Source organism: Chryseobacterium artocarpi, from assembly GCF_001684975.1.
Taxonomy (GTDB): domain Bacteria; phylum Bacteroidota; class Bacteroidia; order Flavobacteriales; family Weeksellaceae; genus Chryseobacterium; species Chryseobacterium artocarpi.
Map to the genome: position 1 here is coordinate 323839 of NZ_MAYH01000023.1, position 25982 is coordinate 349820.

Sequence of the window (25982 nt, forward strand, 5' to 3'; positions counted from 1 at the left end):
TGTGATAAATGTTGGATTGATCGCAAAGACGCGAAAGTTTATTATAGATTGCGATTATTTAAGGCGCAAGGATTTTATCGATGATAAAATTGAATACCTTAGATTAGCCACTAATGCACGAATAATTTATTAGTGTATTAGTGGCTTAAGGATCAACGTAATGTTTGCTGAAAACCTTGGGTTTTCTTGTGCCTTAAAATAAAACATTTGTGTCTTTGCGTTTTCCAACTTGTATTCAATTAATACAGTTTATAACAATTCAATAACAAATTTTATAACAAATGCTATAATACCAACAATCCAACTCATATTCATAATTTACTAGCAACAAGTTTCTTTTTTCATCATAGGTTTCAGTCCTAATGTTTCCAGCATCTGCATATCTTCAGATACACCAGGGTTCGGAGTCACCAATAAAGTTTCTCTTTCGCCTGTGAAAATAGAGTTGGCTCCTGCCATGAAGCACCAAGCCTGTTCTGTCTCAGACATTTCTATACGTCCTGCGCTTAGTCTTACCATAGAGGCTGGCATTACAATTCTTGCGGTAGCAATCATTCTTACCATTTCCCAGGTGTCTACTTTTTCGTTATTTTCCAAAGGCGTTCCTTCTACTCTAGCCAGGGCATTAATTGGAACAGATTCCGGATGTTTAGGCATTGTAGCCAATGTTAAAATCATGGAGATTCTGTCTCTGTGAGTTTCTCCAAGTCCGATGATTCCTCCTGAGCATACTGTGATTCCAGCTTTACGAACATTATTAATTGTATTGATTCTGTTATCAAAAGTTCTTGTTGATATAATTTCCTCATAGTACTGTTCAGAAGTATCAAGATTATGGTTGTAAGCATATAATCCCGCTTCCTGAAGTCTTACAGCCTGTTCTTCCGTAAGCATTCCTAAGGTACAGCATACTTCTAAGCCTAATTCATTTACACCTTTCACCATATCAATTACTCTGTCAAAATCACGATTATTACGTACTTCTCGCCATGCAGCAGCCATACAAAAACGAGATGAACCACTGTCTTTTGCTTTTTGAGCATAGGCAATTACAGTTTCAGTAGGAAGTAGAGCCTGTACTTTGATATTGGTATGGTAACGAGCTGCCTGCCCACAATAGGAGCAATCTTCAGGGCAACCTCCTGTTTTGATAGATAGTAAAGTTGAAATCTGTACTTCGGAAGGATCATGCCATTCTCTGTGAACGGTTGCTGCTTTATAGATCAGTTCCATTAAAGGTAAATGATATATTTTTTCGATTTCTTCTTTAGTCCAGTCGTGTCTGATTGTTGTATCCATTATCATAGTTTTGTTATTTTTAATTGTTTCGCTGTAGTTGTGATATTTTTTTTATCAGGAATAACCTCTGGTATTCTGATAATTTTTGTTTCTTTTTTAATGTAATTACAGATTACTCTTTCTGTATCTTCAGGGAATTCTCCGTTAAGGATCAGATATTCCAGTTTTATATTCCTTTGTTCCAATGCCATAATGGAAAGTAAAGTATGATTGATACATCCCAAATAGTTTCTCACAACAAGTGCTGCGGGAAGTTTCAGTTTTTCAATCAGGTCAATCATAAATATATCATCCGACAGAGGAACCATAAGTCCGCCCGCTCCTTCTATAATTAGAGAATTCTGAGTATCCGGTAAGTGAAAATCATCCAAGCTTATCTGGATATTTTCAGCCTTCGCAGACTGATGTGGAGATGCCGCCAATTGAAGACGATAGGTTTCAGGGTGGCATAAGGTATTATCTGTCCAGCTCTCAATTTTGTTACTATCCGTATAGTGAAGATCTCCTGATTGTACAGGTTTCCAATAATCTGTTTTGAAATGTTCAACTAAAATTGCCGAACAAACGGTTTTTCCAATTTCAGTTCCTATTCCTGTTATAAATAATTTCATGTTTTTGGGATTCGGGATTCGGGTTACGGGTTTTGAATCTTTTTGTTTTTAAATAAACTCTTTAATAATTTCTGTCAGTCTTATAATTTCTTTTTCTGTATTAAAGCTGTGAAGACATATCCGGAGTCTTTCTGTTCCTTCTTTTACCGTCGGGCTATGTATAGCATACGTTTGAAAACCATTTTCCCATAAAGATTTCTGTAGCGTTTTCAGTTTTTGATTATCAGGAATTATAATAGCTTGAATAGGGCTTGATTCCGAAGAAGGAGATTCCAGCTTCTGATTCCTGAATATTCTGATATTGTCTTTAAGTCTCATGGAAAGTTCATGATGATCTTCTAAAAACTCATATCCTGTTTTTATGCTCATCCATTGAATATCCTGTGCAGAAGTTGAGTAAATAAAAGGTGATGCAAAATTGATCAGGTAAGATTTTATAATATCACTGCATAGAATAGCTGCTCCGTGAGCTCCAAATGCTTTACCATAAGTTATTACAGCAGCAGTAATTTCGCTTTCTAAACCGTATTTTTCAACTAATCCGTTTCCAAAAACACCTAATGCATGAGCTTCATCTATCAATAGATCTGCATTATATTGCCTAGCCAGTTTTACAATTTCCTGAATTGGTGCGAAATCCCCTTCCATAGAATAAAGACTCTCTATAGCAATGTAACAATGTCCTTCCTGTCTTTGTAATATTTTCTCCAGATCATTCAAATCATTATGCTTGAATTTTAATTTCTTAGCATTAGACATTTTACAGGCGTCATGTACGGAACGATGGATTTGTTCATCCACGATGATCGTGTCATGACGACTGGGAATTGTTGAAAATAAAGCCAGATTAGCACTATATCCGGATGGAAAAAGCAATGCAGAAGAAAATTTGTGCTTTTTTGCAATGAATTCTTCTGTAGAAATTACCAGATTACTGTTACCGCTGATAAGCCTTGAGCCTGTACTTCCGGAAAGGAATTGAGGAGTATCATTTATTTTTTTTAATAAAATACCCTGGAGTTCCTTGTTTCTTGTTAACCCGAGATAATCGTTGGAATAAAAGTCGATACCTTCAGTTGGACTCTTTAAAGTTCTTAATGTACCTTCCTTCTCTCTTTTGTAAAGTGCTTCCTCAAAACGACTGATGTTTTTAAGCATAATCAAGCTGTCCTACTTCTTCTGTAATGGCATTGATCCATTGTTCATGCAATACCTTTTCAATTGACAATATATTTTCAGCGTGAAGCTTCCAGTCTGTAGAAAATTCATTTAACTGATGAATCATTTCCTCAAGATGTCCTTCCTCTTCCAAAATAATAGACTTTACCATAATCCTTGAAGATTCTTCGGTAAGAACCTGTTGATAGACCGGATAAAGCTCATCAGCACGAACTTCTATGGCGTAGGTTACAAAAAGATAGGCTGCGTATTTAATGTCTTCTTTATTTAATTTAAAAGCATCCTGCAAATATCGACAGGCTTTAATATCAAGAGAATGAAGATACTGTCGGGTAGCTATGGAAGCGAGAAGCTCTGTATCTTCATACGTTTTACAAAGTTCCGGATCTATTTTTCCAATCTGTTTTTTAAGATAATAAGCATGACGATGTTCTTCAGCAGCGTGTTTTAGCTGGATTTGTGATACCAAAATCGGATGTTCGCACTTGGAGATCTTTCTGGCTCCGGCATTTTCCATGAATGAAAGCGTATTCAGCCACTTAGCATGAGTGCCGCCGTCCTGTACAATTCTTTTAAGCAGACGATGAAATTCCATAGATTTTTATTTTGATGTCAAAAGTAGTATATTGCCGGATGGTTCTATGGTGCCAGTTTTTATATTATGGATAGTCCGGTTAAGATTCCTTATGAAAGTTTTATTAAAATAGATAGAAAATCAGAGACTTCTATTTATCTGCAAATTGCCAATCAGTTAGTAAATGCTATTCAAAGAGGATATTTACCTTTTGGAACAAAGCTTCCCGGTACCAGGGCTTTCAGTGAGATACTGGATGTTCACCGTAATACTGCTGTTGCGGTCTATGATGAATTGTCTGCACAAGGCTGGGTGGAAAGTTTCCCCAATAAAGGAACCTTTGTGATCGGGAAAGATCAGGAAAAACCAATAAAAGTAAAAGATTTTGAAGAAAATAATCTTCAGAACTATCCTAAAACGACAGGATTTTCTTTTAAAACATCCAATATTCTTGATAATCCTTTTGAACATTCAGACTGTGAATATGTTTTTAATGACGGAGTTCCGGATATAAGGCTTACTCAGGTCGGGCAGCATTCCAGATATTATAGTTCTATCCTTAAAAGAAAATCTACTCAAAAAGCACTAGGACATTATAATCATGATGGAAGCGAGTTTTTTAAAGAACATTTATCTCAATACCTGAATCTTTCCCGAGGGTTACCGATTTCTAAAAATAATCTTCTCATTACCCGAAGTACGGAAATGAGTATTTATATTGTTTCCGAAATTCTACTTTCAGCTGGAGATACAGTTTTGGTAGGTGATCTCAGTTATTTCTCTGTGAATATGATTTTTCAGAAAGCAGGAGTTAATATTGTGACGTTACCGATAGATCAGGACGGAATTATTGTAGAAAATGTAAGAGAAATATGCAGGAGACAAAAGATAAGAATGCTTTATCTTACTCCTCACCATCACTATCCTACTACTGTTGCCTTAAGTGCACAAAGAAGACTGGAACTTCTGGAACTGGCGAATGAATACGGCTTCGTAATTCTTGAAGACGATTATGATTATGAATTTCATTACGATAAAAGCCCAATTCTTCCTCTTGCCAGCGCAGATACAAACGGAATGGTAATCTATATTGGTTCTTTTGGGAAATCTCTGGCTCCCGGTTTCAGAACAGGCTTTATTGTTGCTCCCGAAAATCTTATGGTGGAAATGCGGAAACACCTTGGAATCATAGACAGACAAGGAGATATTCTGATGGAAAGAACCTTGGGGGAAATGATTGAGGAGGGTGAGATCAATCGTTATCTAAAGAAATCTTTAAAAGTATATCAGGAAAGGCGTGATTATTTCTGTGATCTGCTGAAAGAAAATCTGGGAAATCATATCAACTTTGAAAAGCCTTCCGGAGGTCTTGCCATTTGGTTGGAATGGCATTCTCCTTTGAATCTGATGCAGCTAAGTAGGAAATGTGCTGAAGACAATCTGTTTATTCCTAAAACGTTATTATATCAGAACAAAGGGCTCACTGCAATGAGGCTTGGCTTTGGAAATTTAAATTTTGACGAAATGGAAAAAAGCGTCGATATTTTTTCGAAAAATTCAAATAAATTCTTCTAGCTTCTCTTTTTGGAGATTTTTTTGAATATGATTTTTACACTTTTTTAGTTTTTTTTACTTTTTTAATATTACATTTTCATTAATTCTAGGGATCAACAATTCTACTTTTGTCCCATTTTGAGACTGTTAAAAATTAAGCCGCATCGTAGTTTTTTCCATAAGATCTGCGCTTTCTCTACTAAGGATTTTATAGCAGATTCACATTCATTTGAAATATGTGACAAAAATCATTGTGATATTTTACCAAATATTATTCTATATTCGTCTCATTATTTTTAATCATTCTAAATAAAATGAAACGACAATATGCGCTTTCAGTCATTATATTGGCTGCCGTTACCGCACATACTTCTGCACAGAGCAAGCAGGATAGTATTACAAGCACAAAAGATATCAATGAAATTGTTCTGGTATCTTCACGTTCTCCAAAACAAATCAGTGATATTCCGGGAACGGTTTGGATCATTGGGGAAAAAGAACTTCAGACACAAATAAAAGGCGGTGCCGGGCTGAAAGAAGTATTGGGAAATATGATTCCGGGGTTTGATTTTGGGAATCAGGGAAGAACGAATTATGCTCAGAATATGAGAGGCAGAAATGTCTTGGTGATGCTCAACGGAGTTTCACTCAACAGTACAAGAGCTTCCAGCAGACAGTTTGATGCCATAGATCCTTTTAACATCGAAAGAATTGAAGTGTTATCCGGAGCTTCCGCTATTTATGGTGGAGATTCTACTGGTGGTATCATCAATATCATTACTAAAAAACCTACTTCTGATAAACTAGAATTTGAGACTTCTGTAGGACTTAAAACAGGTTTTCATAAAGGAGACTTGGATAAAAGAATTGCCCAATCTGTTCAAGGTGGTAATGATGCCGTCAAGTTTAGGCTTGGAGCCGCTTTTACGCAGAATGAAGGTGCATTTGATGCCAAAGGAGATCAAATTATTACAGATGTAAAACAGGCAGATTTTCAGTATAACAGATCTATTGATCTTTTGGGTGGTTTAAGCGTAAAATTAAGCCCTGATCAGGATTTGAATCTGGATCTTCAGTACTACAATTCAAAAGTAAGAAATAAAAAATGGCTTTCCTTTGGTCCTGGATTTACAGGGTTTACAACAAAAAACCCTGATCTGATCAATGTTCTGGACGGTTCAGACTCTGATGTCGTTCCTCGTACAGAGCGTTTCATGGCAAATTTGCAATACAGTCTTCGTAATATACTGGGCGGACATAATTTATTACTTCAGGGGTATGGAAGAAGAGAAGAAGTAGATTTCGGAGCTTCGTTTGCTGAAGTTCCTAAACCTCCAGCAGGTGTTGTTCTTCCGGTATTTCTTTCTTCAGCAAGAGGAAATACGGATGTTTATGGAGCAAAAGCTGTATTGTCAAAGAAATGGAATGCTTTCAATTTCACTTACGGAACAGACATTGATTTTGAAAACTTTAAAGGAGATCAGGCAATATTTAATCCACAAAAAAGTAGTGAGTCAGGAGGTTTGATTAATAAAACTGATGCTTTTGTGGGAAGATATCCTGATACTAAAATATTTACTCTGGCTGGTTTTATTCAGGCTGACTGGAACATCACAAAGCAACTTACCCTTTCCGGAGGAATCAGACAGCAGTTCATTAATGTGAAGCTGGATGATTTTGTGGGATTTAAAGAGCAGGTATACATGCATTTCGGGTATGGAAACTCTGCAGATGTAGTGAAAGGGGGTAAAAACAATTATGACGTAACTCTTCTGAACGGAAGTTTATTATACAAAATTACCCCTTCATCACAAACCTGGTTCAGCTTTTCACAAGGGTTTGCCATACCGGATGCAGCCAAATCTTATGGTTTTGGAAAGTATCAGCTGAATAACAACCGATGGAACCTTTTAAACAGTATGAATATCGCAGAACAACCTTTAAGCGGAATAAAAACTGATCAATTTGAACTTGGTTTCAGACATAATAGAGGTGCTGAGCCTGGATTTTATGCACAAGGATCAGTATTCTATGCTCTGTCCAGCAAAACACTGAAAATTGACAATGCTGCTTTTACGGTTTCTCTTCTTGATCAAAAATTGAGAAATTTTGGTTTTGAAGGAGCACTGGGATATCGTTTTGCCCAAGGTTTAGAACTGGGAGGAAATATTTTATTAATGGAATCTGAGACAAAAACATTAGATAAAGGATGGCAGAATCAATCTGTTTATACTACCAATCCTTCTAAGTTTATGACTTTTGCAGGATGGAATGCTAAAAGGTTTTCACTGAGATTACAAATGCAAAATTCCATGAATTATACAGATCTTGCCGATATGAAGATTAATGGCTATACCCTATTTGATTTTATGGGAGACATTAAACTGAATAAAGGAACGATTAATTTCGGAATTCAGAATATCTTTAATAAGCAATATACTACGATTTGGGGACAGCGTTCTGTATTTTTCTACGGAGCACCTCAGAAAGCTTTTGCTTATCAGGGTCGCGGAACAACGTTTTCTGTAGGCTACACGATTAACTATTAAACTCTTATAAGATTTACTGGTATATTTTAATCTCATAATATAAGTTTTTTTTAACACAACAATTTTATTTATAAGTATTTGCCCATTAAATATTTGATTTTAAGGAGCATTAAAATATATCAGTAATCTACATTCAAAACTGATTCTTAAGGAGTAAAAAGAACACATACAAATCATATCTATGAACACCGTTATTACCGAGCAGATTGTTGCGGGGAAGGATCATCTTTTCCAAAATCTCGAAAATTTATTCTGTGATATAAACATTCACGAATACCAGGCAGCAATGCAAAAGACTCAGCAGAGCGTCATTGCATTTCTTGAAGAAACACACAAGCCCTTTAGTGGAGTTTCACCAAAAGACTTACGTAAACAATTCGAATATATAGATCTTAACGCCCCTCCGATAAGTTATGAAGAGCTTTTCGAAGAAGTAAATGATTTATATACACAACACGCCATTGCTTTTCATCATCCTAAATATGTGGCACATCTCAATTGTCCGGTAGTTATCCCGGCGGTTGCAGCGGAGGCAATGATAAGCTCTATCAATTCTTCTTTAGACACCTGGGATCAGAGTGCGGGAGGTACTTTGATGGAACAGAAACTTATTGAATGGACTTGTAGGGAAATAGGCTTTGATAAAGATTCAGACGGAATTTTTACCAGTGGAGGTTCTCAGAGTAATATGATGGGAATGCTGCTGGCAAGAGATCATTTTTCTATTAAGTACCTTAATCATAATATAAAAAAAGACGGACTTCCCAAAGAAGCGCACCGTTTCAGGATCTTTGTATCGGAAGCAGCGCATTTCAGTATTCAGAAGAGTGCTTCTATGCTGGGACTTGGCGAGCAGGCTGTCATTAAAATCAAAACAGACCGTTCTTTCAGAATGAACAGTGTATTGCTGGAAGATGCTGTAAGAAAGGAAATTGAAAACGGAAATATTCCTATTGCTGTTGTGGCAACAGCAGGAACCACAGATTTCGGGAATGTAGATCCGCTGATCAATATTTCAGGGATTGCCAAAAAGTACAATCTGTGGTTTCATGTAGATGCAGCCTATGGATGTGCTCTGCTTTTAACAGAAAGATACCGTCATCTGATCAATGGAATTGAAGCCGCAGATTCTGTAACGATAGATTATCATAAAGGATTTTTCCAGCCAGTGAGCAGCAGTGGCTTTTTAGTAAAAGACAAAAACTATTTCAGGCTGATTACCCATTATGCGGATTATCTGAATCCTAAAGATCATGATGAAAATGAAATTCCGAATCAGGTAAATAAATCTATACAGACAACAAGACGTTTCGATGCACTGAAACTTTGGTTTACCTTGAGAATTATTGGAAAAAAAGGGCTGGGAAGTTATGTTGACAGAATTATTCTGACTGCCCGTGAAGCTGCTGAAGTTCTGGAAAGTGATCCTTATTTTGAACTCTTGAATTCTTCTGATATTTCAGCACTGGTTTTCCGTTATTCGGCAGATCCATTTAAAACATTTGACCTGAACAGGATCAATACTTATATCAAATCACAACTTTACAAACAGGGAAATGCCCTTACAGCAGGAACTAAGGTAAACGGACAGTTTTATCTGAAGTTTACCATCCTTAATCCTTTAACGACTATTGAAGACATTAAATCTATCCTTAACATTATTAAAAAATACGGAAATGAATACATTGAACTCAACTAATATCCCGGAATACGCAGAAAAGATAAACTATACAGCACTTATCAACTGCTACATGAAAGAATTTACAAACTGGAGCCGATATTTAGGGATCCCTAAATACGATGAAGGAATTGCTAAATATCTCCAGAAAACACCTACAGATCTTCATATCAGAATAGATTTTGCGTCTATAGGGTGTGACGTATATGTTCCTGTGGCTTATTTTTCAGAAAGCGGAAGACATCTTTTTGATTTTCCTGTATTGATGAGAATTTTAGAGACTGATGAAGTTTCAGAACTTGATGTTTATGGTTTTATGACTCTTACCGCTGAATATGCTAAAGGAATTCATCCTGGTATTGAAGCTTCTACCGTACTGGAAAGATTAAGCAACAGTATTGATAACCTTTCGGAATATCTGTATCATTCTATCCACAGTAAACAGGCGATCAATGATCTGGAAATGTCTTTCATTGAAGCTGAACAGTCTCTTATTTTAGGGCATATTCTTCATCCGGTCCCAAAATCTAAACAAGGATTCAAAGGAGAGGACCTTTTGAAATATTCACCAGAAACTTCGGGAAGATTCCAGTTGTTTTATTTCCTTGTAAATCCTGAAAATTTTATCGAAAAAAATGCAGATGGTGAGCTTGTAAGTAAAGAACTTGCCGAGAAAATATATCCGACTCTGGATAGTGAACATAAAAAACTTTGGGACCAGCATCCTGAGTATCATATTCTTCCAATGCACCCTTGGGAAGCAGATTATCTCTTGAGTCAGGAAAATGTACAGATCATGCAGGAACAAGGTGTTATTTTTGCTTTGGGACATTATGGTGAGTACTTCACTCCTACTTCTTCTGTAAGAACGGTATACAATGAGGATAATAAATGGATGTTCAAGTTTTCTTTGCATGTTAAAATCACCAATTCTGAGAGAATCAATCTGTATCCGGAACTTCACCGTGGCTATGATATCAGCAGACTTCTGAAAACGGATTGGGGAAAAAACTTACAGAATGATTTCCCTGAAATTGACTTTATGGTAGATCCTGCTTTTATGGCGGTTACTTTCAATGGAAAAGTGATCAATGGGTTCAATATCAGCATCAGAAGAAATCCGTTCCAAGGAGAAAACAAGAATAGAAATGTAACTCTTCTGGCTGCTTTATGTCAGGATGGAATTTTAGGCAAACCTTCAAGATTACAGAATATCATCACGACTACTGCTGAAAAACTGGATCAGCCTGTTGAAAAAATAGCTTTGGAATGGTTCAAGCAGTATCTTCACCTTTGTGTAAGACCTATTGTAAGAATTCTGAATACTTACGGACTTGCGTGTGAGTTCCATCAGCAAAATGTAATGATAGAACTTGATAAAAAAGGATTTCCGGCGAAGATTTATTTTAGGGATAATCAAGGGTTCTTTTTCAGAGAAGGAAGAAAGGATCTTGTTTCCACTGCACTTCCGGGAATTGCAGATGAAAGTCAGTCTATAATTGATGAAGAATCTTTAGCTCCAAAGTATACTTATTATTTGGTCACAAACAATATTTTAGGAGTTGTAAATGCTTTAGGATGTAATCAATTGGCAGATGAAAAGAAACTGATCAACCTGGTTTATAAAGCTTTCAAAGAACTTGAAAATGAAGACGAAACGGGATTAGTAGATTATATTACCAATAAAAGAAACTGGTATACCAAAGGAAACCTCATCACCAGCTTACAAAACATCAATGAAGCAGATGAATCTCTTGAATATCCTGCTGTTTTCCTTGATACGCCTAACCCACTGACTAAATATTTCTACAGCCATAAATTAATCAAACCAACTACTACAGAAACAGTATACTCACGTCATTTCGAAGACGAAAATATCACAATCAGCATCAGACCTTTCGATATTGATAATGATTTTGAAATGATCCATGAATGGTTCAATAGGGAGCACGCCAAGCCTTATTGGAAAATGGATGGTCCTAAAAGAGAGCTGGAATTGTGGTTCAGAACAATTCTTCCAAGCGACGAACAGCATAGTTTTATTGGAGAAATCAATGGTGTTCCACAATTTAGCTTTGAACCTTATTGGCCAATGCGTGATATTGTAGGGGCTTATTATGACTCTCTTCCTACTGATTACGGAACGCATTTCTTTGTTGCTGAAACGCGTAAAGATAAAAAGTATTCCTTCCAGTCTTTCCAGGTAGCACTGGATTATATATTCTCACTTCCGGAGGTTGGGAAATGTATCGGTGAAGCTTCTGTAGAAGCAGTTCCTACTGATAGATTGATCACAAAATTAGGGTATACAAGAGAAGGTGTTATCACCATGCCCCATAAAACAGCTTACCTTACTTTCTGCACTCGTGAAAATTATTGGGAAAAATGCCCGGAAAGTAAACTAGAAGCAAATAACGCTTAATCCTATTATCAAAAAAGCTTTCGGCTCAGCTCAATGATGAGTCGAAGTTTTTATTTTAACCTATAAAAATAGAAACATTGGAAAATAATAAAACATATGATATTATCGGGATCGGAATAGGTCCTTTCAATCTTGGGCTAGCCGCTCTTCTTGAACCTGTGGAAACGGTTTCTGCTTTATTTCTTGACCAGGCAGACGGCTTCGACTGGCATCCAGGGTTGATGCTGGATAATGCAACATTACAGGTTCCTTTCATGGCAGATCTGGTAACGATGGCAGACCCGAAAAGTAAATACAGCTTTCTTAATTTTTTAAAAGAAACAGATCGTCTGTACAAGTTTTACATCAGGGAAGATTTTTTCATTTTAAGAAAAGAATATAACTTGTATTGTCAATGGGCAGCCAATCAGCTGAACAGCTGTCAGTTTGGAAAAAAAGTAGAGAATATTACATTTAATGAAGCTGAAAAGGTATTCGTTATTGATGTTTTAGATCTTAAAAACAATGATGTCATCAAATATTCTGCAAAGAAAATTGTATTGGGTACAGGAACACAGCCTAGTTTGCCCGTATTTATGGAAGGTAAAAATTTCCCGAACGTTATCCATACCTCAGAATATCTTAAGCATAAAAAACAAATTCAGAATGCAGATTCAGTGTCAATTATCGGTTCCGGACAAAGTGCTGCTGAAATATTTCAGGATCTTTTACCTGAAACAGAAGATGGTCCTTTCATGAGCTGGTTTACAAGACCTGATCGTTTCTTCCCAATGGAATACTCCAAGTTGACACTTGAACTTACTTCTCCGGAATATGTAGATCATTTCTATAATATGCCGCCTTCACAGCGTAAAACAATTCTTGCCAAGCAGCCACCGTTGTATAAAGGAATTAATTTTGAACTGATCAATGATATTTTTGATACTTTATATGGAATGAGTGTAGGTAATAAACCTCTAAATGTAGCTCTGAAACCCAGCTGTCAACTTGATAATATTTCTCCCGAAGGTAATTCTTACGCGTTAAATTTCACACACGTACAGGATAATGCTACTTTTACTCATATCTCAGATTATGTTATTCTTGCAACAGGATACAAATATAAGGAACCAAAATTTCTACATGGAATAGAAAACCTTATCCAAAGAACTGAAGACGGATTATTTGATGTGAGCCGTTATTACACAATAGATCAGGCAGAAAATATTTTTGTTCAGAATGCTGAACTTCATACCCATGGCTTTGTGACTCCGGATCTGGGAATGGGCGCTTACAGAAATGCTTTGATTATTAATGCTATTGCCGGTAAAGAGGTTTATAAAGTGGAAAAAAGAATCGCTTTTCAGGAGTTTAATACAGAAAAGAAATGGACCGCAAAACATTCATCCTAGAAGGTGATATAAAAAAGGTCATGTGGGAAACTTCATGGCCTGCCGTTGCGGCAATTGTTCTTTATGGAATTAATAATTTCCTGGATGCAATCTTCGTAGGATATCTGATCAATACACAGGCTTTAGCCGCAGTAGGGCTTGCCTATCCCCTTTCTCAGATTGTTTTGGGTTTTGGAAGACTTGCAGGAACCGGAGCCGGAGCCGCCGTTAGCATCTGGATTGGAGAAAATAATAGAGATAAGCTATACCGATTGTTTGGAAGCTTCAATATATTATGTATATGCTTTTCAATTTTATGTACAGTACCCGCTTATATATACGCTCATGAACTGATGGCGATGATGGGCGCAAAAGGAAACTTACAGATGATAGCTGTAGAATATTTCAGAGTGACGCTTATTGGAACTATTTTCTGGATCTACGGGCTTGCACTGAATATGCTTGTACGGGCTGAAGGAAAAATGAAGACAGCAGCAATGATGATTACTGTAGGACTTATTATTGATATTATTCTAAAACCTGTTTTTATTTCTGTCTTCGGATGGGGCGTTGCAGGAGCAGCATGGGCAACCAATTGCGGTATGCTGATCTATTCTCTTCTGGGATTCTATTATTATGCAAAAGGAAAAAGTTCATTTAAAACCAATTGGAAATCAATTTCTTATGATAAAGAAATTGGCAAAAGAATTTTAAAACTTGGGCTTCCGGAGATGATCCTTTCCGTGATGGGAGTGGTTCAGAGTATTATTATTTTCAATGCAATTGCTGCTTACGGAACTGAAAAAGATATTTCTTTCTTTACAATACTGAACCGTTTTTTTCTTTTCCTACTGACTCCTTTATTTGGATTGATGAGAGGGTTACAGCCAGTTGTTGGAATTAATTTTGGAGCAGGACAATTTAACAGAGCCGGAAAGTTCTTAAAAACTTATATTCTTGCCGGTGTAGCAATATTGTCACCATTTTTCCTTGTAGCTTTAATTTTTCCTGAGGAGTTGATTGGGGTAATGCTTCCAGGTTATATTGTAGAATACCATCAGATTATAGATTTCAGATTGTTTTTTTCTGTATTGCCGTTACTTCCCGTTACCGTACTGGCACTTTCCTATTATCCGGCGGTTAACCAAAGTAAAAAAGCCAGTTTTTTGGTTTTTCTCCGTCAGGTTATACTTTATATTCCTTTGATGCTGATTTTACCCCATTATTTTGGTATTAAAAGTATTTATTGGGGCAGCGCACTCATAGAGCTCGTGGTAGGAATTATCACTCTGGTTTTACTTAAAAACTATAAAATACAATTAAAGCCAATCCGGATTGATTCAATATAAAAATAATAAAACAGCCTTATACAATGAATGTAAAGCTGTTTTTATTTAATATAACTGAGAAAGATTTATTGATTAAAAAATTTATTAAACAAAGTCAGCTGCTCAGAAAGTGATCTGCTCCAGTATTTATCATCATGAATTCCCAAGGATTCTATATAAAGATGCTGGATCTTAAGGTCTGTGAGCTTTTTGTGAAAATTTCTGTTCATTCCGATCATCTGCACATCCTCAGTTCCGCAATCAAAAATATAATTCTGTCCGGCATCTGCCATTAGTTTCAACTTATTGTCAGTGAGGAAAACGGGATTCATTGTTAATAGTGGACCAAGTACCTTATCTACCATATATTTATTATATCCCTGCCCGAATGAATTGAAATCCAGAGCACCACAGGAACTTCCTACAATACCATAGGTTTTATTATAAGTAACCCCGATATTTGTTGCTCCATAGCCTCCCATACTCCATCCCAGAATACCTCGGAATCTTTTCTCCGCTTTCACAGGATAGTTCTTTTCTACGAATTCTACAAGTTCTTTTCCAATAAAAGTCTGATATTGTGAATCTTTCACTATCGGACTGTCTACATACCACGAACTGTAGTTTCCATCAGGTAAAACATAGATGGTTTGATACTCCTGAGCTTTCTGTACCAGATCCGGAATATCCTGTTTAATAATCCTCTTCGGATTTCCACTGAAGCCATGAAGAATATATACCGATGGATAAGTGGTTTTAGATTGAATGTCAGGGGTAATAATAATGGTTTTGATCTTTTTATTCATTTTTGGGCTGAAAACTTCCTGATGAATAATCTTTTGTGCTGATAACTGAATACATGCCGTCAGTAAAAATACAATGTTGATGAGCTTCTTCATGTTGAAAATATTTAATTAATGATAATCACAGGTCTCTAAATGACAAAACACATAGCGTACCAATGACCTTTTACAGAACAAAATTGAGATAGAAAAAAGAAAAAAGCCTCAACATATGTTGAAGCTTTTGTTAATTTATTTTTGATATGATCAGATCATTCAATAATTAATATCTCCAAAGCATTAAACCTGCCTGATAGCCTGTTCCCAGCGTCCATATGAGAATGTAATCTCCTTTTTTCAAGCGCTTTACTTCTTTTTGATATTTGTCTAAAGCTAAAAACGGACTGGAAGCTCCGGTATACCCTAATTCTTTAGAATAAAAAGGAATTTTTTCTTCCGGCAACTGAAAGTATTCACGAATAATATTGATGTTTTTTATAGAAAACTGTGAAAATAAGAATAATTCAATCTGCTCAAGACTTATCTGATTGCGCTGTAAAAAATGAGTAATATTATCCAGTGCAAAATTGACACTTCCCATTCCATCAAAAATTCGGTCCCATGTTGTCAGATCACCAGGACGATGTCCTGAATTTCCTTTAGGCGGATACAACACAGTATTACAAAAACTACTGTCTGTATGATACAATACATCTATTAATCCTGAGGTAGCATCTCCATCATTCTCTACGATGAAGGCAAACGCTGAATCTGAAAGACAAAAAGCTGTCGTCGGGTTATCAGGGTCTAATATCGTCGAAAATTTTTCAGCAAAAATAACTAAAGCTTTTGTTCCTTTGCCAGATCCTTTTAAGTATTTTGATACCAGATCCAATGCTATAAATCCTCCAATACAATTGGCATTAATATCATAACATAATGTATCCGGCTTTCCTTTCAATGCATAATGGATCTGGATAGCATCACAAGGTATATGATGTTCAGGAGAATTGCTAACAAAAACAATAATATCTATATCAAGAATGGAAATATTACTTTCATTAAGAACTCCTCTTCCTGCTTCTATTGCCATGGAAAGTGTTGTTTCAAGAGAATTTTCCGGAACAATAAAACGGTCTTCCCTCCCTAAAGCATTTTGGATTTTTTGCATTGAAATTTCCTGAAGTTCAAAACGCTCAATAACAGCAGCATTATTTTCTACAAACTCAGGATGATAGAAATACGTGTGATGTAGTTTCATGATTGGTTATTTTTGTTAATTATATCTCTAATTTGTGATATAATACAAAGCTAACACTAAAAAATAATATATCCCAGTAATATGAAATATATCATTAATGTCTGATAATTAAAAATATATGATAAAATTTAATCAGGAATTATCTCCATGAATGTCTTTTTTTATCCGGCTAAGTTGTGTAGGTGTAATTCCCAGGTAAGAAGCTATATGAAGTTGTTTCAGTCTGTTATATAAAGAGGGGGGTTCCAGTAATTGCAAATACCGTTGTTTGGCTGTCTCATATTTCAGGGAGACTTCCAGAGGTTCTTTTTTTACTACCCAGTTTTTCTCCAGATAATATAAATGAAAAAGAGCCAGATCATAATGTTTTTCTAATAATTCACGGTAGGCTTTTGCGGGATATTGTATTAAAATACTGTCTTCCAGTGCAATGATATTGAAATCGCTGGGTTCATTTTTAATAATAGCTGCTGTGGAAGCTACAAAACTGTTTTCTTCGAAGAAGATTTTATAAATAGGATCACCCTGTTCATCAATTGTATAATATCCTACCAGCCCCGATTGTAAGAAATAATAATATCTTGCCCTATTTCCTGCTTCCAAAATAAGGTCATTTTTCCCGAATCTTTTTTCTGTACAAATATCCAAAAGGGCTTGAATAGTACGATCAGATAAAGGATAATATTGATTGATTTGTTCTAAAAAATCCGAGGTGTTCACGCAGCCGTAAGTTATTTCTGATCCAATACTTTTTTCATCATCAGATCGGTTTGTTCTTCATCTCCAAGTCTGAAAATGTGCTTATCAAATTCAACAAATCCATTTTTCCTGTAAAAATTTAATGCTCTTAAATTTTCTTCCCAAACTCCCAGCCACAGATATGATTTATTAAGGTGTTGAGCGGTTTCTAAAGCTTTGTCATAAAGAAGCTGCCCCACTTTTTTACCATGGTGGCTTTGTTTAACGTAGATACGTTCAATTTCAAGACCGGCTTCATCCTGTATTTCTGTTTGGGCACTTCCGGCGTTTACTTTAAGATAGCCCACAGGGTTGTCTTCTTCCCAGGCAACAAAAAAATGAGATTCTTTATTATTAAGTTCTGCTTTCAGTTTTTCCGCATTGAAGCTTTCCTCGAGATATCTTTTCATAGCCTCTTCAGAATTATCTTTTGCGAAAGTTTCTGTAAAAGTCTGAATGCCGAGACTTTGTACGGTTTCCCAATCTTCATTTGAAGCTTTATTGATGATAATTGATGCCATGATAATATGTTATGAGAATAATATTTTCTTAAATGCTTCAGAAGCAAGATGTACTTGTACGCTCCAATCTTCTGCAGCATCACTTCCCGCGTCATCAGAAATATATTTTAAACATAAGAACGGGATGTTTTCCTGCTGAGCAATAAGTGCCAATGGATAAGCTTCCATATCTACAATATTATAATCCGTTTCAGAATGGTTCATCTCAAAACTGTCACCACTTCCGCAGATTCCTTCTTTTAGTGTATCCATTTTAAGACCATATTCTAAAATAGGAGGAACTCCGGATAATGGGGTTTCATAGAGTTTAAAACCAAGTCCTCTTACATCCATATCTCTCTGAATAAATTTCGTACAGCAAACCACTTCTCCTTTATGGAAACCTTTACTTCCTGCTGATCCTAAATTGACAATCAGTTTGGGTTTTCTGGCATGGATTTCTTTCGTTAGTTCTATTGCAGCATTTACTTTTCCGATACCTGTTATTAATTTATTCTTTTCGTCAAATACTGTTCCTGCTTCTGAATCCAATGCAAAAACGAAAAGCGTATCTGCAATCGGATAATGAAGTTCATTATTAATTTTTATCATTGAGAAAATAGATTTTATACAGCTACTGAAGCTGCCTTACAAAGATACGAGAGTTTTATTGTAATTTGGAAGTATTATGAGAATGTACTTTTTCTTTTCTTGCATTAAGAATAATTAAAGCTACATATCCAATGATAAAAACAGACAAAGGAAGTTTAAATACCAAATAATCAAAAAGTTCAATTGGTATTTGAATCATTTTGAAAATAATTGGAGACAACATCATAAAGAAACTTAAAATCGTCATTAGAACTAGATTTTTCAATTTTGTCAGATTAATTAAAATACCTGAAATTCCTATAATAGCAAAAAGCTGATCAATAGTTCCAAAATCAAAAAGGGTAAACAAAAGCCAGAAGATAAATGGTATTCCTATCATTTGCCCCATTAATATAATAAGCAAATAAGATATAATTGAAATGATTCTTAAGAAGTTAATTATCTTCATGCTCCATAATCATAGCTAAATTCACTAATTTTTATTTAAGTTTAAATCAGTAAAATCGATTTTTTGAGTAAATATATTAAAATCCCCAAAGCAATAGAGAATTGTTTTGGGGATTAAAGATTTATTTTCTTAGATGCTACAGCCATCAGCATCACAGGAAGCACCATTGTCTCCCGAAAGATCTTTAAAAGGACTTACGGTCTCTTTATAAGTTTGCTGAAGAGCATTTTCAAATACTTCTACAGGTTGAGCTCCTGATACTGCATATTTTCCATTCAAAACGAAGAAAGGAACTCCGGTAACACCATTATTTCTTGCCTCAAGGATGTCCTGATTTATTTCATAATCCATTTCATCAGAAGTGACAGCCTGTCTTGCCTCCTCTGCATCAATTCCCATATTTTCTGCTAGAGAGATCAATACTTCAGGATCACCTACATTTTTACCGTCTATAAAATGAGCAATGAATAAAGCTTCTTCCATTTCATTAGACTTATTATGCTTTTTAGCTAAATGAAGAAGTTTGTGAGCACTAAATGTATTTACAATTAATGCTTTCTCAAAGTCAAAATTGATACCCGCACCTTTTCCCATCTGAGCTACCTGAGCAAGCATTTGCTTAGCCTGAGGTTCCGGTACTCCTTTTTTCTCTTCAAAATACTGTATGGTAGTCTGAGGCTTATTGGCATCCAATGTTGGATCCAGCTGAAAACTCTTCCACTCTACTTCCACCTGATCTTTGAACGGAAGTTTCTCTAACGCCTGTTCAAAATTATTTTTTCCGATATAACAAAACGGACACATCACGTCCGACCATATTTCTATTTTCATTGTATTTATTTTTAAATCAAATTGATAATACAAAGATACGTATTTTATTTAATGTAACAAAAAATGTTACAGTTTAATTGTGACAGGTCGAAATCTGCTGATTTCTCTTTTCAAAAATACTTCTCATCAGTATCATCAAAAATGCCAGAATTCCGAAAACAAATCCTATCCATGGCGTATACTCCACTCCTTTTGTGATGATAATCCACCCTCCGATTGTAGTACCCAATGTTACTCCAAGATTTCCAAAAGACGTGGCTAAACTGTTGGCAAATTCCAGAGCGTTGGGTGCAGAAGAAATCATGTAGGAAGAAGCATTAAGAAAACTTGGCGAATAGAGAAATCCCCAAACTCCAATCACGCCTACAGTTGCCCATAAATTTCCGTCTGATAAATACAATAATATTGGAATCAAAAGGGTTCCGGAGAGAAAGAATGCCATCGTTCGCGTTACATTTTTATTAAGCATTTTCCCAGCAATCCAATTTGCTATAATACCTATCACTCCAAATAAAAGCAGCATATAGCTTATCATAGAAGGGTTCATACCTTTGCCTTTTCCAAGATATTCTGCAAAATAGCTGTAAGTGGAAAACCATGCCGTTATCATAAAGAAATTGGCTAATGTACTCAGTATAAATGAAGGCTGTGCAAGAATCTTAATCTGACTTCCATAAGATTTTTTTTCTTTAACTGGCATTGCAGGAAGGAGAAAATAAATGGTGATTAAAGCAATACAACTTACCACAGATTGTATTATAAATGAGTATTCCCAGGACCATAAACCGGCAATCCATGTTGCAAAAGGAACTGTAGTTACCATAGCGATTGCTACTCCATTGAAAACAATACTCATCAAACCATTTTTTCTGCTTTCATCTGCTCCGGAAATAGCTACAGACAATGCTGTTGCAATATAAACAGGCTGAAGAAATGCAGGAAGTATCCTTACGATCATCAATAGCCAAAAAGGAGGTGAAAATGATGAAATAATCCCTGTAAGCAGAAACATGAATACAGCAATGGTCATTATTTTTTTACGGTCAATTCCAGAGGTGAGAAGCGTCATAAAAGGTCCTGTGAGTGCTATAACAAGAGCAAAAGCACTCAACAGGTAACCTGCTTTATCAATACTTATTTTATAATGCTCAGCAATCTGTGGTAAAATTCCAATGACCCCAAATTCTGTGGTAATCACTGCTATAAATCCCAGACAGCCTATGTACGCATATTTTTTCATACCTGTTGCTCTTTAACTATTTTAAAATTGTGATGAGCAAATACAGCCATTTCATCAATTACAAGTTGTACTTCTTCCAATATTTCCCCCATATGCATAAAGCCGTGAACCATATCTTTATAGAAAATGGTTTTAAGTGAAACGCCTGCATTATTCATATTCTCAGCAAGTTGCCTTCCATCGTCCAACAAAGGATCATGTTCAGCAAATATCATAAGTGTTGGTGGAGTTTCTTTAAAGTCTTTTATTCTCACCGGAATGGCAAGAGGATGATCAAGTTCTTCTTTTGGCAGATACCAGTTCCAGGCTTCAATACCTCCTTGTTTATTTAGGACAGGACCGTTTTCATAAGTTTTCCAGGTTTCTGTATTGAGTTGATTATCAGCAGCAGGATAAATAAGTACCTGGAATTTTAAATATTCTCCAATCTGAGTAGAAACAGCAGTAGATAAAGCAGCACCCGCACTGTCTCCAATAATTCCGATCTGGGTTTCATCTATATCTAAAGCTTCAGCGTTCTCTATTACCCATCGTACAGCATCAATACTGTCATTAAGCCCTGCAGGAAAAGGATGTTCCGGGGCAAGACGATAATCTAAAAAAATAACCACTGACCCTGTTGAATTAGCCAATTTACGGACAACTGCATCATGTGTTTCAAAGCTTCCTGCAATAAACCATCCACCGTGAATATAAACAATAGCAGATGATTTCTGATCTGTTTTCCCTTTTGGACGATATATTCTGATTGGAATCTGATGATTCTCCTTTGAAATATTCAATTCTTCAATGATAGCAACAGGTTCTTTCTTGCCACTCAATTGAAGAGACATTGTTTCAAGATATTTACGGGTTGCATCTAGCGGATTTTGTACATTGAATGGCTGTATTTTTTCTAATTGGTCTACAATCTGATTTATTTTTGATGTTAACTGCATTTTATTTAAATTTAAGTGAATATTATAGCTGAGAACGTAAGCGCTATTGTTCTTTAGCTGTACTATTTTTTGTTTTACAGGGCAAAATTAAATCTCAAACCTTACATTTGCATTGTATACGACGAATTGTGCGGTACTAACAAATTTGTAAGTAATGGGTAAAATAAAAGAAAATTCAACCAATAATATCAACCGACAGTACATTCACGAATGTGATTTGACCTATGCCGTTTGTAAAATTGGTGGAAGATGGAAACTCTTGATTCTGGATAAGTTAAAAGGTGGAAAACTTCGTTTCAGTGAGCTCCGAAAAGCTATTTCAGGAATAACCGAAAGGATGCTGACTTTACAGCTAAGAGAGTTGGAAAAAGAAGGATTGGTAACGAGAACCGTATACGCTGAAGTTCCACCAAGGGTAGATTATGAACTTACTGAAATTGCAATCGATTTGATTCCAATATGGAACCAGCTTAGTAAATGGGGTGGAAAACATAAAAATTTAATACAAAATAAAGAAGCAGATGTATAAGTATTGCCACGAATGCACGAATTATTTTATACTATTTGCTTATTTAATTATAAAAAACTCATAGTAAGATATAGGTTTTAAGGATTAAAAACTATAGTGTATTCGTGGCAATATTTTAATTAAGCCTTATTCACTTTATTACAGAAAAGAATATGGGCAATGAGAGCCAAGACTCCAAATAAAGTTCCTACAAAACAAACGCCTGTCCATTGTGCCTTTTGCCATGCTATAGAAGCAAGCCAGGTTCCCAGTGACCCCCCGATAAAATAGGAAACCATATAAACCGTATTGAGCCTGTTCACCGCATTGGATTTAATCATAAAATAATTCGTCTGGTTCATGATGTGACTGGATTGCACACCCAAATCCACAAGGATTACCCCTATAATTAATCCCCAATATGTTTCTCCTGCAAAATAAGTAAAGCCCCAGCTTCCTATCAGAATCAGTAAGGAATATAAAATAATCCTATTGATATCCAGATATTTCTGTAAATTTCCAACTTTCGCTGCCGCTAATGCTCCTACTGCTCCTGCCAATCCAAAACTTCCCACAACGGATGATCCTGCATTAAAAGGAGGCTTCTCCATATGAAAAACCAACGTGGTAAATAAAGCACACATAGAACCGAATGCCATAGCACCACGGAACGAAGCAAGCTGAAGAATCGGCTGGGTTTTCGCAAGGAGAGCAACGGAATTCATTAATTCTTTATATGAACCTTTAAAATTCGGGTGAAGTTCCGGCAGTATTTTGTAAACGGCTAGCCAAACCAAAATCATCAATCCAGCTGCAATTCCGAACATGGCACGCCACCCCCAGACTTCTCCTACAATGCCACCTATAAATCTCGAAAGAAGAATTCCTAAAAGTAATCCGGACATTACCAGCCCGATGTTGGCAGATTTTTCTTTATCGGATGATAGTTCGGCTGCAATGGGAACAAACAATTGTGGAATAACCGATGTTGCACCAATCAATAAACTTGCGGCATATAACATCCACAATTGATTGGCAAAAGTCATCCATAATAAAGCTCCAAATACGAGGAAAAGATCTGTAAGAATCAGCTTTTTACGATAAAATTTATCTCCAAGCGGTACAATCAATAGTAATCCTAAGGCATAACCAATTTGGGTAAGTACTGAAATTCTGGAGGCTGCAGATTCAGAAACATTCAGATCTTCTGAGATAAGGGCCAGCAAAGGCTGATTATAATAATTATTTGCTACAACCAGTCCTGAAATAATGGACATTAACCAAATCACCGTTCGTGAAATTCCGTTGGTAGAGTTCTCCTGCATGTTATTTTTTATTGATTGAAATGATGATATACAATAATTGAATATGTGTAAAATATATCATTTTAAAGGTCTCAAAGGTAATCATTTTCATAAAATATTTAAGATCTGATCATTGATTTAACCTTTGAGAATTATAGACGAAAAATTGAATTATTTCTTTATTTAATCGTTTTTACCGATGATTTATATTGATAAAAAACCTTTCAGATTTTAGAAATAATCAGGAAATTTGCAACATGAAAATCATTCCACTTAAAGAAGGAAATTTCTCTGCAAGTAAAACCAAAGACTTTACACTTTTAACAGAGGAAAACTTTGATACCACTCCCGGGATAAAAATGTCTGTGCAGCCTTTTCTTATCATTACGGAAAATGATTATATCCTTTTAGATGCAGGAATTAATTGGAAAAATGAAAATGGAAAGTCTGTAGTTTCTGAAATTCTGGAAAAAGAAAATATCAATCATACGCAGATTACCAAAGTGCTTCTCTCCCATCTTCACAAAGACCATATTGAAGGTGCTATAACATTAAAAGAGAATGGTTTTGAAGCTACTTTTCCTAATGCAGAAATCTACATCCAAAAACGTGAATTTGATTTTGCTATGGAAAATAAAGGTAATCCATCCTTTGATTTTGAGATTTTAGAAAAAATGATTCAATTACCTAATATTGTCTGGATGAATGATGATCAAGGGCAGATCAATGGTGAAATTTCTTACGAAGTGGTTGGCGGGCATACTCCATTTATGCAGGTATTCTGGATCAAAGAAAACGAAGAAACAGCTTTTTATGGTGCTGATGATCTTCCGCAGGCATCTTACTTAAAGTATCATTTGGCCTACAAAAGCGATTTTGACGGTAGAAAAGCAATGGAACTGAGACTTAAATGGGAAAAAGAAGCAAGAGAAAATAACTGGAAGATTCTCCTTTATCATGATCTTGAAAAAGCAGTGATAGAAGCATAAAAATGGTTTAAAATTCATTAAACCATTTATAAATATCTAATTCAGAGGGAATATTAAGCTTCTTTCTGATCCTGTTTTTCCTATTTTGTATTGCTTTTGGTGTAACGAAAATGCAGGTCGCAATTTCTTTTGTTGTCATATTGAGCTTAAGGTAAATACAAAAAATCAGCTCAGAGTTTTTTAAGGCTGGCTGTATAGAAGATAACTTTCCGAAAAAATGCGGATACACCAGTCTGAACTTATTCAGCAGACGGGGAGAATTTGCTTTGGCTAATGCCATGATTTCATCTTGTACAAGAATCTTTTGATTCAAATCCTCTAAGCTGGATTCAAGGTTTTTGTTTTTCATAATACTTTCTCATCTCTACTAATTTCCAATAGACATCCTTTGTCCATGGGCGCAAAATCTTTTTTTATCAATAGTGTTTTAATATCAGGGATATGAAACGGCTTTACTTATGCAGGAGTTTCATCAGCATTTCTTAAAACAATTGACATAAGGTTTGTATTTATCGAATAATTAGGTTGAAATATTCACACATTGGAATTTTAATTCATTTTTATATGGGGCAAAGAAAGAAAAAATGATTAAAATTTTATCATAATAGCGTACCACATACATACCACGTTCCATTTTTAAGTGAAATATCATAACTGCTTTTATCAGCCTGTTTGCAATTGTTTTGCTTTCCCTTTTTGATACGGTTGTAAATGTAACCAGTTTTACAGTTTACTTTTTATGATCGAGATCAATACTTTGAAACCTTTCTGAAATAATGTGGTATATGAATGGTACCAAATACCTATGCATTATTATCAGATAGGAAAAGGAAAGATCAAGCTGAATAATTATATTGAAGATGGAAAAGAATTTATTCAGAATATATTTTCAAATGGTCACAGTTTCGGAGAATCTCTTTTTATTTGTAGAACACCCCCTGGTTGCTATTCTGTTTTCAGAATGCCAAAATCCAGTTTTTTAAATTTAATACAGACTAATCCGGAGATTTCGCTCAGCATTTATCAATGTCTGGCAGAGAGAATGTATCATAAGTATATTATGTTCTATAATCTGTCTTTTCAAAATCAGGGTTCTAAGCTAAAACTCCTGTTGGACTATATGAAAAGCTATTATGAAGACAAAACGCCATACTTTTTTCTCCTCTTACAAGGCAGCAATTGGCATCCTTAACCGGGCTTTGCGTAGAAACAGTAATCAGAACCATAAAACAAATGAAAAAGATCAGATTGTGAAAATTGAGAAAAA

General features: G+C 35.6%; 25 protein-coding genes. 10 read left to right on the forward strand and 15 right to left on the reverse strand.

From position 1 onward, the window contains the following. Positions 1-321 precede the first annotated feature (321 nt). The 4 genes from bioB to BBI01_RS09475 are packed head-to-tail and all read right to left on the reverse strand — an operon-like array spanning position 322 to position 3684. Positions 322-1305 carry a biotin synthase BioB gene (gene bioB, locus BBI01_RS09460; protein WP_185114349.1) on the reverse strand — a complete coding sequence of 328 codons (984 nt, stop codon included), beginning with the start codon at positions 1303-1305 and terminating at the stop codon, positions 322-324. Continuing rightward, complete coding sequence (gene bioD, locus BBI01_RS09465) at positions 1302-1910, reverse strand: dethiobiotin synthase (RefSeq protein WP_065394430.1); 609 nt, start codon at positions 1908-1910, stop codon at positions 1302-1304. The genes bioB and bioD overlap by 4 nt, the downstream gene beginning before the upstream one ends. A gap of 48 nt (positions 1911-1958) precedes the next feature. Beyond that, the gene (locus tag BBI01_RS09470; RefSeq protein WP_065394431.1) at positions 1959-3068 is read right to left on the reverse strand and encodes an aminotransferase class I/II-fold pyridoxal phosphate-dependent enzyme; all 1110 of its coding nucleotides are present in this window, start codon (positions 3066-3068) and stop codon (positions 1959-1961) included. Continuing rightward, on the reverse strand, positions 3061-3684 hold the full coding sequence (locus BBI01_RS09475; RefSeq protein WP_065394432.1) for a hypothetical protein: 624 nt from the start codon (positions 3682-3684) through the stop codon (positions 3061-3063). The genes BBI01_RS09470 and BBI01_RS09475 overlap by 8 nt, the downstream gene beginning before the upstream one ends. A 66-nt stretch (positions 3685-3750) precedes the next feature. On the opposite strand from BBI01_RS09475, the gene pdxR reads away from it, so the two are divergent. From pdxR to BBI01_RS09505, 6 genes are all read left to right on the forward strand, one after another. Continuing rightward, a complete protein-coding gene (pdxR, locus tag BBI01_RS09480) occupies positions 3751-5238 on the forward strand; it encodes a MocR-like pyridoxine biosynthesis transcription factor PdxR (RefSeq protein WP_065394433.1) in 1488 nt (495 codons plus the stop codon). 293 nt (positions 5239-5531) lie between these two features. Next, positions 5532-7766, forward strand: coding sequence for a TonB-dependent receptor (locus BBI01_RS09485; RefSeq protein WP_065394434.1), 2235 nt, complete (start codon positions 5532-5534; stop codon positions 7764-7766). A gap of 181 nt (positions 7767-7947) precedes the next feature. Then, on the forward strand, positions 7948-9465 hold the full coding sequence (locus BBI01_RS09490; protein ID WP_065394435.1) for a pyridoxal phosphate-dependent decarboxylase family protein: 1518 nt from the start codon (positions 7948-7950) through the stop codon (positions 9463-9465). After that, entirely contained in the window at positions 9443-11866 is a 2424-nt protein-coding gene (locus tag BBI01_RS09495) for a GNAT family N-acetyltransferase (RefSeq protein WP_065394817.1), read from the forward strand. The genes BBI01_RS09490 and BBI01_RS09495 overlap by 23 nt, the downstream gene beginning before the upstream one ends. Positions 11867-11943: 77 nt before the next feature. Next, on the forward strand, positions 11944-13257 hold the full coding sequence (locus BBI01_RS09500) for a lysine N(6)-hydroxylase/L-ornithine N(5)-oxygenase family protein (RefSeq protein WP_065394436.1): 1314 nt from the start codon (positions 11944-11946) through the stop codon (positions 13255-13257). Beyond that, complete coding sequence (locus BBI01_RS09505) at positions 13233-14585, forward strand: MATE family efflux transporter (RefSeq protein WP_065394437.1); 1353 nt, start codon at positions 13233-13235, stop codon at positions 14583-14585. Before BBI01_RS09500 ends, BBI01_RS09505 begins: the two co-directional genes overlap by 25 nt. A gap of 65 nt (positions 14586-14650) precedes the next feature. Here BBI01_RS09505 and BBI01_RS09510 read toward each other — a convergent pair whose 3' ends face one another. The 9 genes from BBI01_RS09510 to BBI01_RS09550 all read right to left on the reverse strand — a co-directional run bounded on the left by BBI01_RS09510 (position 14651) and on the right by BBI01_RS09550 (position 21914). Next, the gene (locus tag BBI01_RS09510) at positions 14651-15463 is read right to left on the reverse strand and encodes an alpha/beta hydrolase (protein WP_065394438.1); all 813 of its coding nucleotides are present in this window, start codon (positions 15461-15463) and stop codon (positions 14651-14653) included. Between the two features lie 166 nt (positions 15464-15629). After that, positions 15630-16607, reverse strand: a complete 978-nt coding sequence (locus tag BBI01_RS09515; protein WP_065394439.1) for a 3-oxoacyl-ACP synthase III family protein — start codon at positions 16605-16607, stop codon at positions 15630-15632. Positions 16608-16739: 132 nt separating this feature from the next. Beyond that, positions 16740-17327, reverse strand: a complete 588-nt coding sequence (locus BBI01_RS09520; protein WP_065394440.1) for a Crp/Fnr family transcriptional regulator — start codon at positions 17325-17327, stop codon at positions 16740-16742. Between the two features lie 11 nt (positions 17328-17338). After that, positions 17339-17866 carry a GNAT family N-acetyltransferase gene (locus BBI01_RS09525; RefSeq protein WP_065394441.1) on the reverse strand — a complete coding sequence of 176 codons (528 nt, stop codon included), beginning with the start codon at positions 17864-17866 and terminating at the stop codon, positions 17339-17341. Positions 17867-17875: 9 nt separating this feature from the next. Further along, the gene (locus BBI01_RS09530) at positions 17876-18457 is read right to left on the reverse strand and encodes a 5'-methylthioadenosine/S-adenosylhomocysteine nucleosidase family protein (protein WP_065394442.1); all 582 of its coding nucleotides are present in this window, start codon (positions 18455-18457) and stop codon (positions 17876-17878) included. A 55-nt stretch (positions 18458-18512) separates the two neighbouring features. Further along, on the reverse strand, positions 18513-18905 hold the full coding sequence (locus BBI01_RS09535) for a hypothetical protein (protein WP_228393973.1): 393 nt from the start codon (positions 18903-18905) through the stop codon (positions 18513-18515). 129 nt (positions 18906-19034) lie between these two features. Continuing rightward, positions 19035-19736: a DsbA family oxidoreductase gene (locus BBI01_RS09540; RefSeq protein WP_065394444.1), complete on the reverse strand. Its 702-nt coding sequence runs from the start codon at positions 19734-19736 to the stop codon at positions 19035-19037. A 73-nt stretch (positions 19737-19809) separates the two neighbouring features. Further along, positions 19810-20976, reverse strand: coding sequence for an MFS transporter (locus tag BBI01_RS09545; protein ID WP_065394445.1), 1167 nt, complete (start codon positions 20974-20976; stop codon positions 19810-19812). After that, on the reverse strand, positions 20973-21914 hold the full coding sequence (locus tag BBI01_RS09550; RefSeq protein WP_065394446.1) for an alpha/beta hydrolase: 942 nt from the start codon (positions 21912-21914) through the stop codon (positions 20973-20975). The genes BBI01_RS09545 and BBI01_RS09550 overlap by 4 nt, the downstream gene beginning before the upstream one ends. Positions 21915-22068: 154 nt before the next feature. Here BBI01_RS09550 and BBI01_RS09555 point away from each other — a divergent pair, with 154 nt between their 5' ends. Next, on the forward strand, positions 22069-22443 hold the full coding sequence (locus BBI01_RS09555) for a winged helix-turn-helix transcriptional regulator (RefSeq protein WP_065394447.1): 375 nt from the start codon (positions 22069-22071) through the stop codon (positions 22441-22443). A 119-nt stretch (positions 22444-22562) separates the two neighbouring features. On the opposite strand, the gene BBI01_RS09560 is transcribed toward BBI01_RS09555, so the two are convergent. Beyond that, positions 22563-23747, reverse strand: coding sequence for an MFS transporter (locus tag BBI01_RS09560; RefSeq protein ID WP_065394448.1), 1185 nt, complete (start codon positions 23745-23747; stop codon positions 22563-22565). Between the two features lie 236 nt (positions 23748-23983). Here BBI01_RS09560 and BBI01_RS09565 point away from each other — a divergent pair, with 236 nt between their 5' ends. Further along, the gene (locus BBI01_RS09565) at positions 23984-24715 is read left to right on the forward strand and encodes an MBL fold metallo-hydrolase (RefSeq protein WP_065394449.1); all 732 of its coding nucleotides are present in this window, start codon (positions 23984-23986) and stop codon (positions 24713-24715) included. Between the two features lie 7 nt (positions 24716-24722). Here BBI01_RS09565 and BBI01_RS09570 read toward each other — a convergent pair whose 3' ends face one another. Further along, on the reverse strand, positions 24723-25064 hold the full coding sequence (locus BBI01_RS09570) for a helix-turn-helix transcriptional regulator (protein WP_065394450.1): 342 nt from the start codon (positions 25062-25064) through the stop codon (positions 24723-24725). Between the two features lie 456 nt (positions 25065-25520). Here BBI01_RS09570 and BBI01_RS09575 point away from each other — a divergent pair, with 456 nt between their 5' ends. Both BBI01_RS09575 and BBI01_RS23065 read left to right on the forward strand, forming a co-directional pair. Then, a complete protein-coding gene (locus BBI01_RS09575; RefSeq protein ID WP_228393974.1) occupies positions 25521-25907 on the forward strand; it encodes a Crp/Fnr family transcriptional regulator in 387 nt (128 codons plus the stop codon). Continuing rightward, positions 25895-25969: a hypothetical protein gene (locus tag BBI01_RS23065; protein ID WP_262487290.1), complete on the forward strand. Its 75-nt coding sequence runs from the start codon at positions 25895-25897 to the stop codon at positions 25967-25969. The genes BBI01_RS09575 and BBI01_RS23065 overlap by 13 nt, the downstream gene beginning before the upstream one ends. Positions 25970-25982 lie beyond the last annotated feature (13 nt).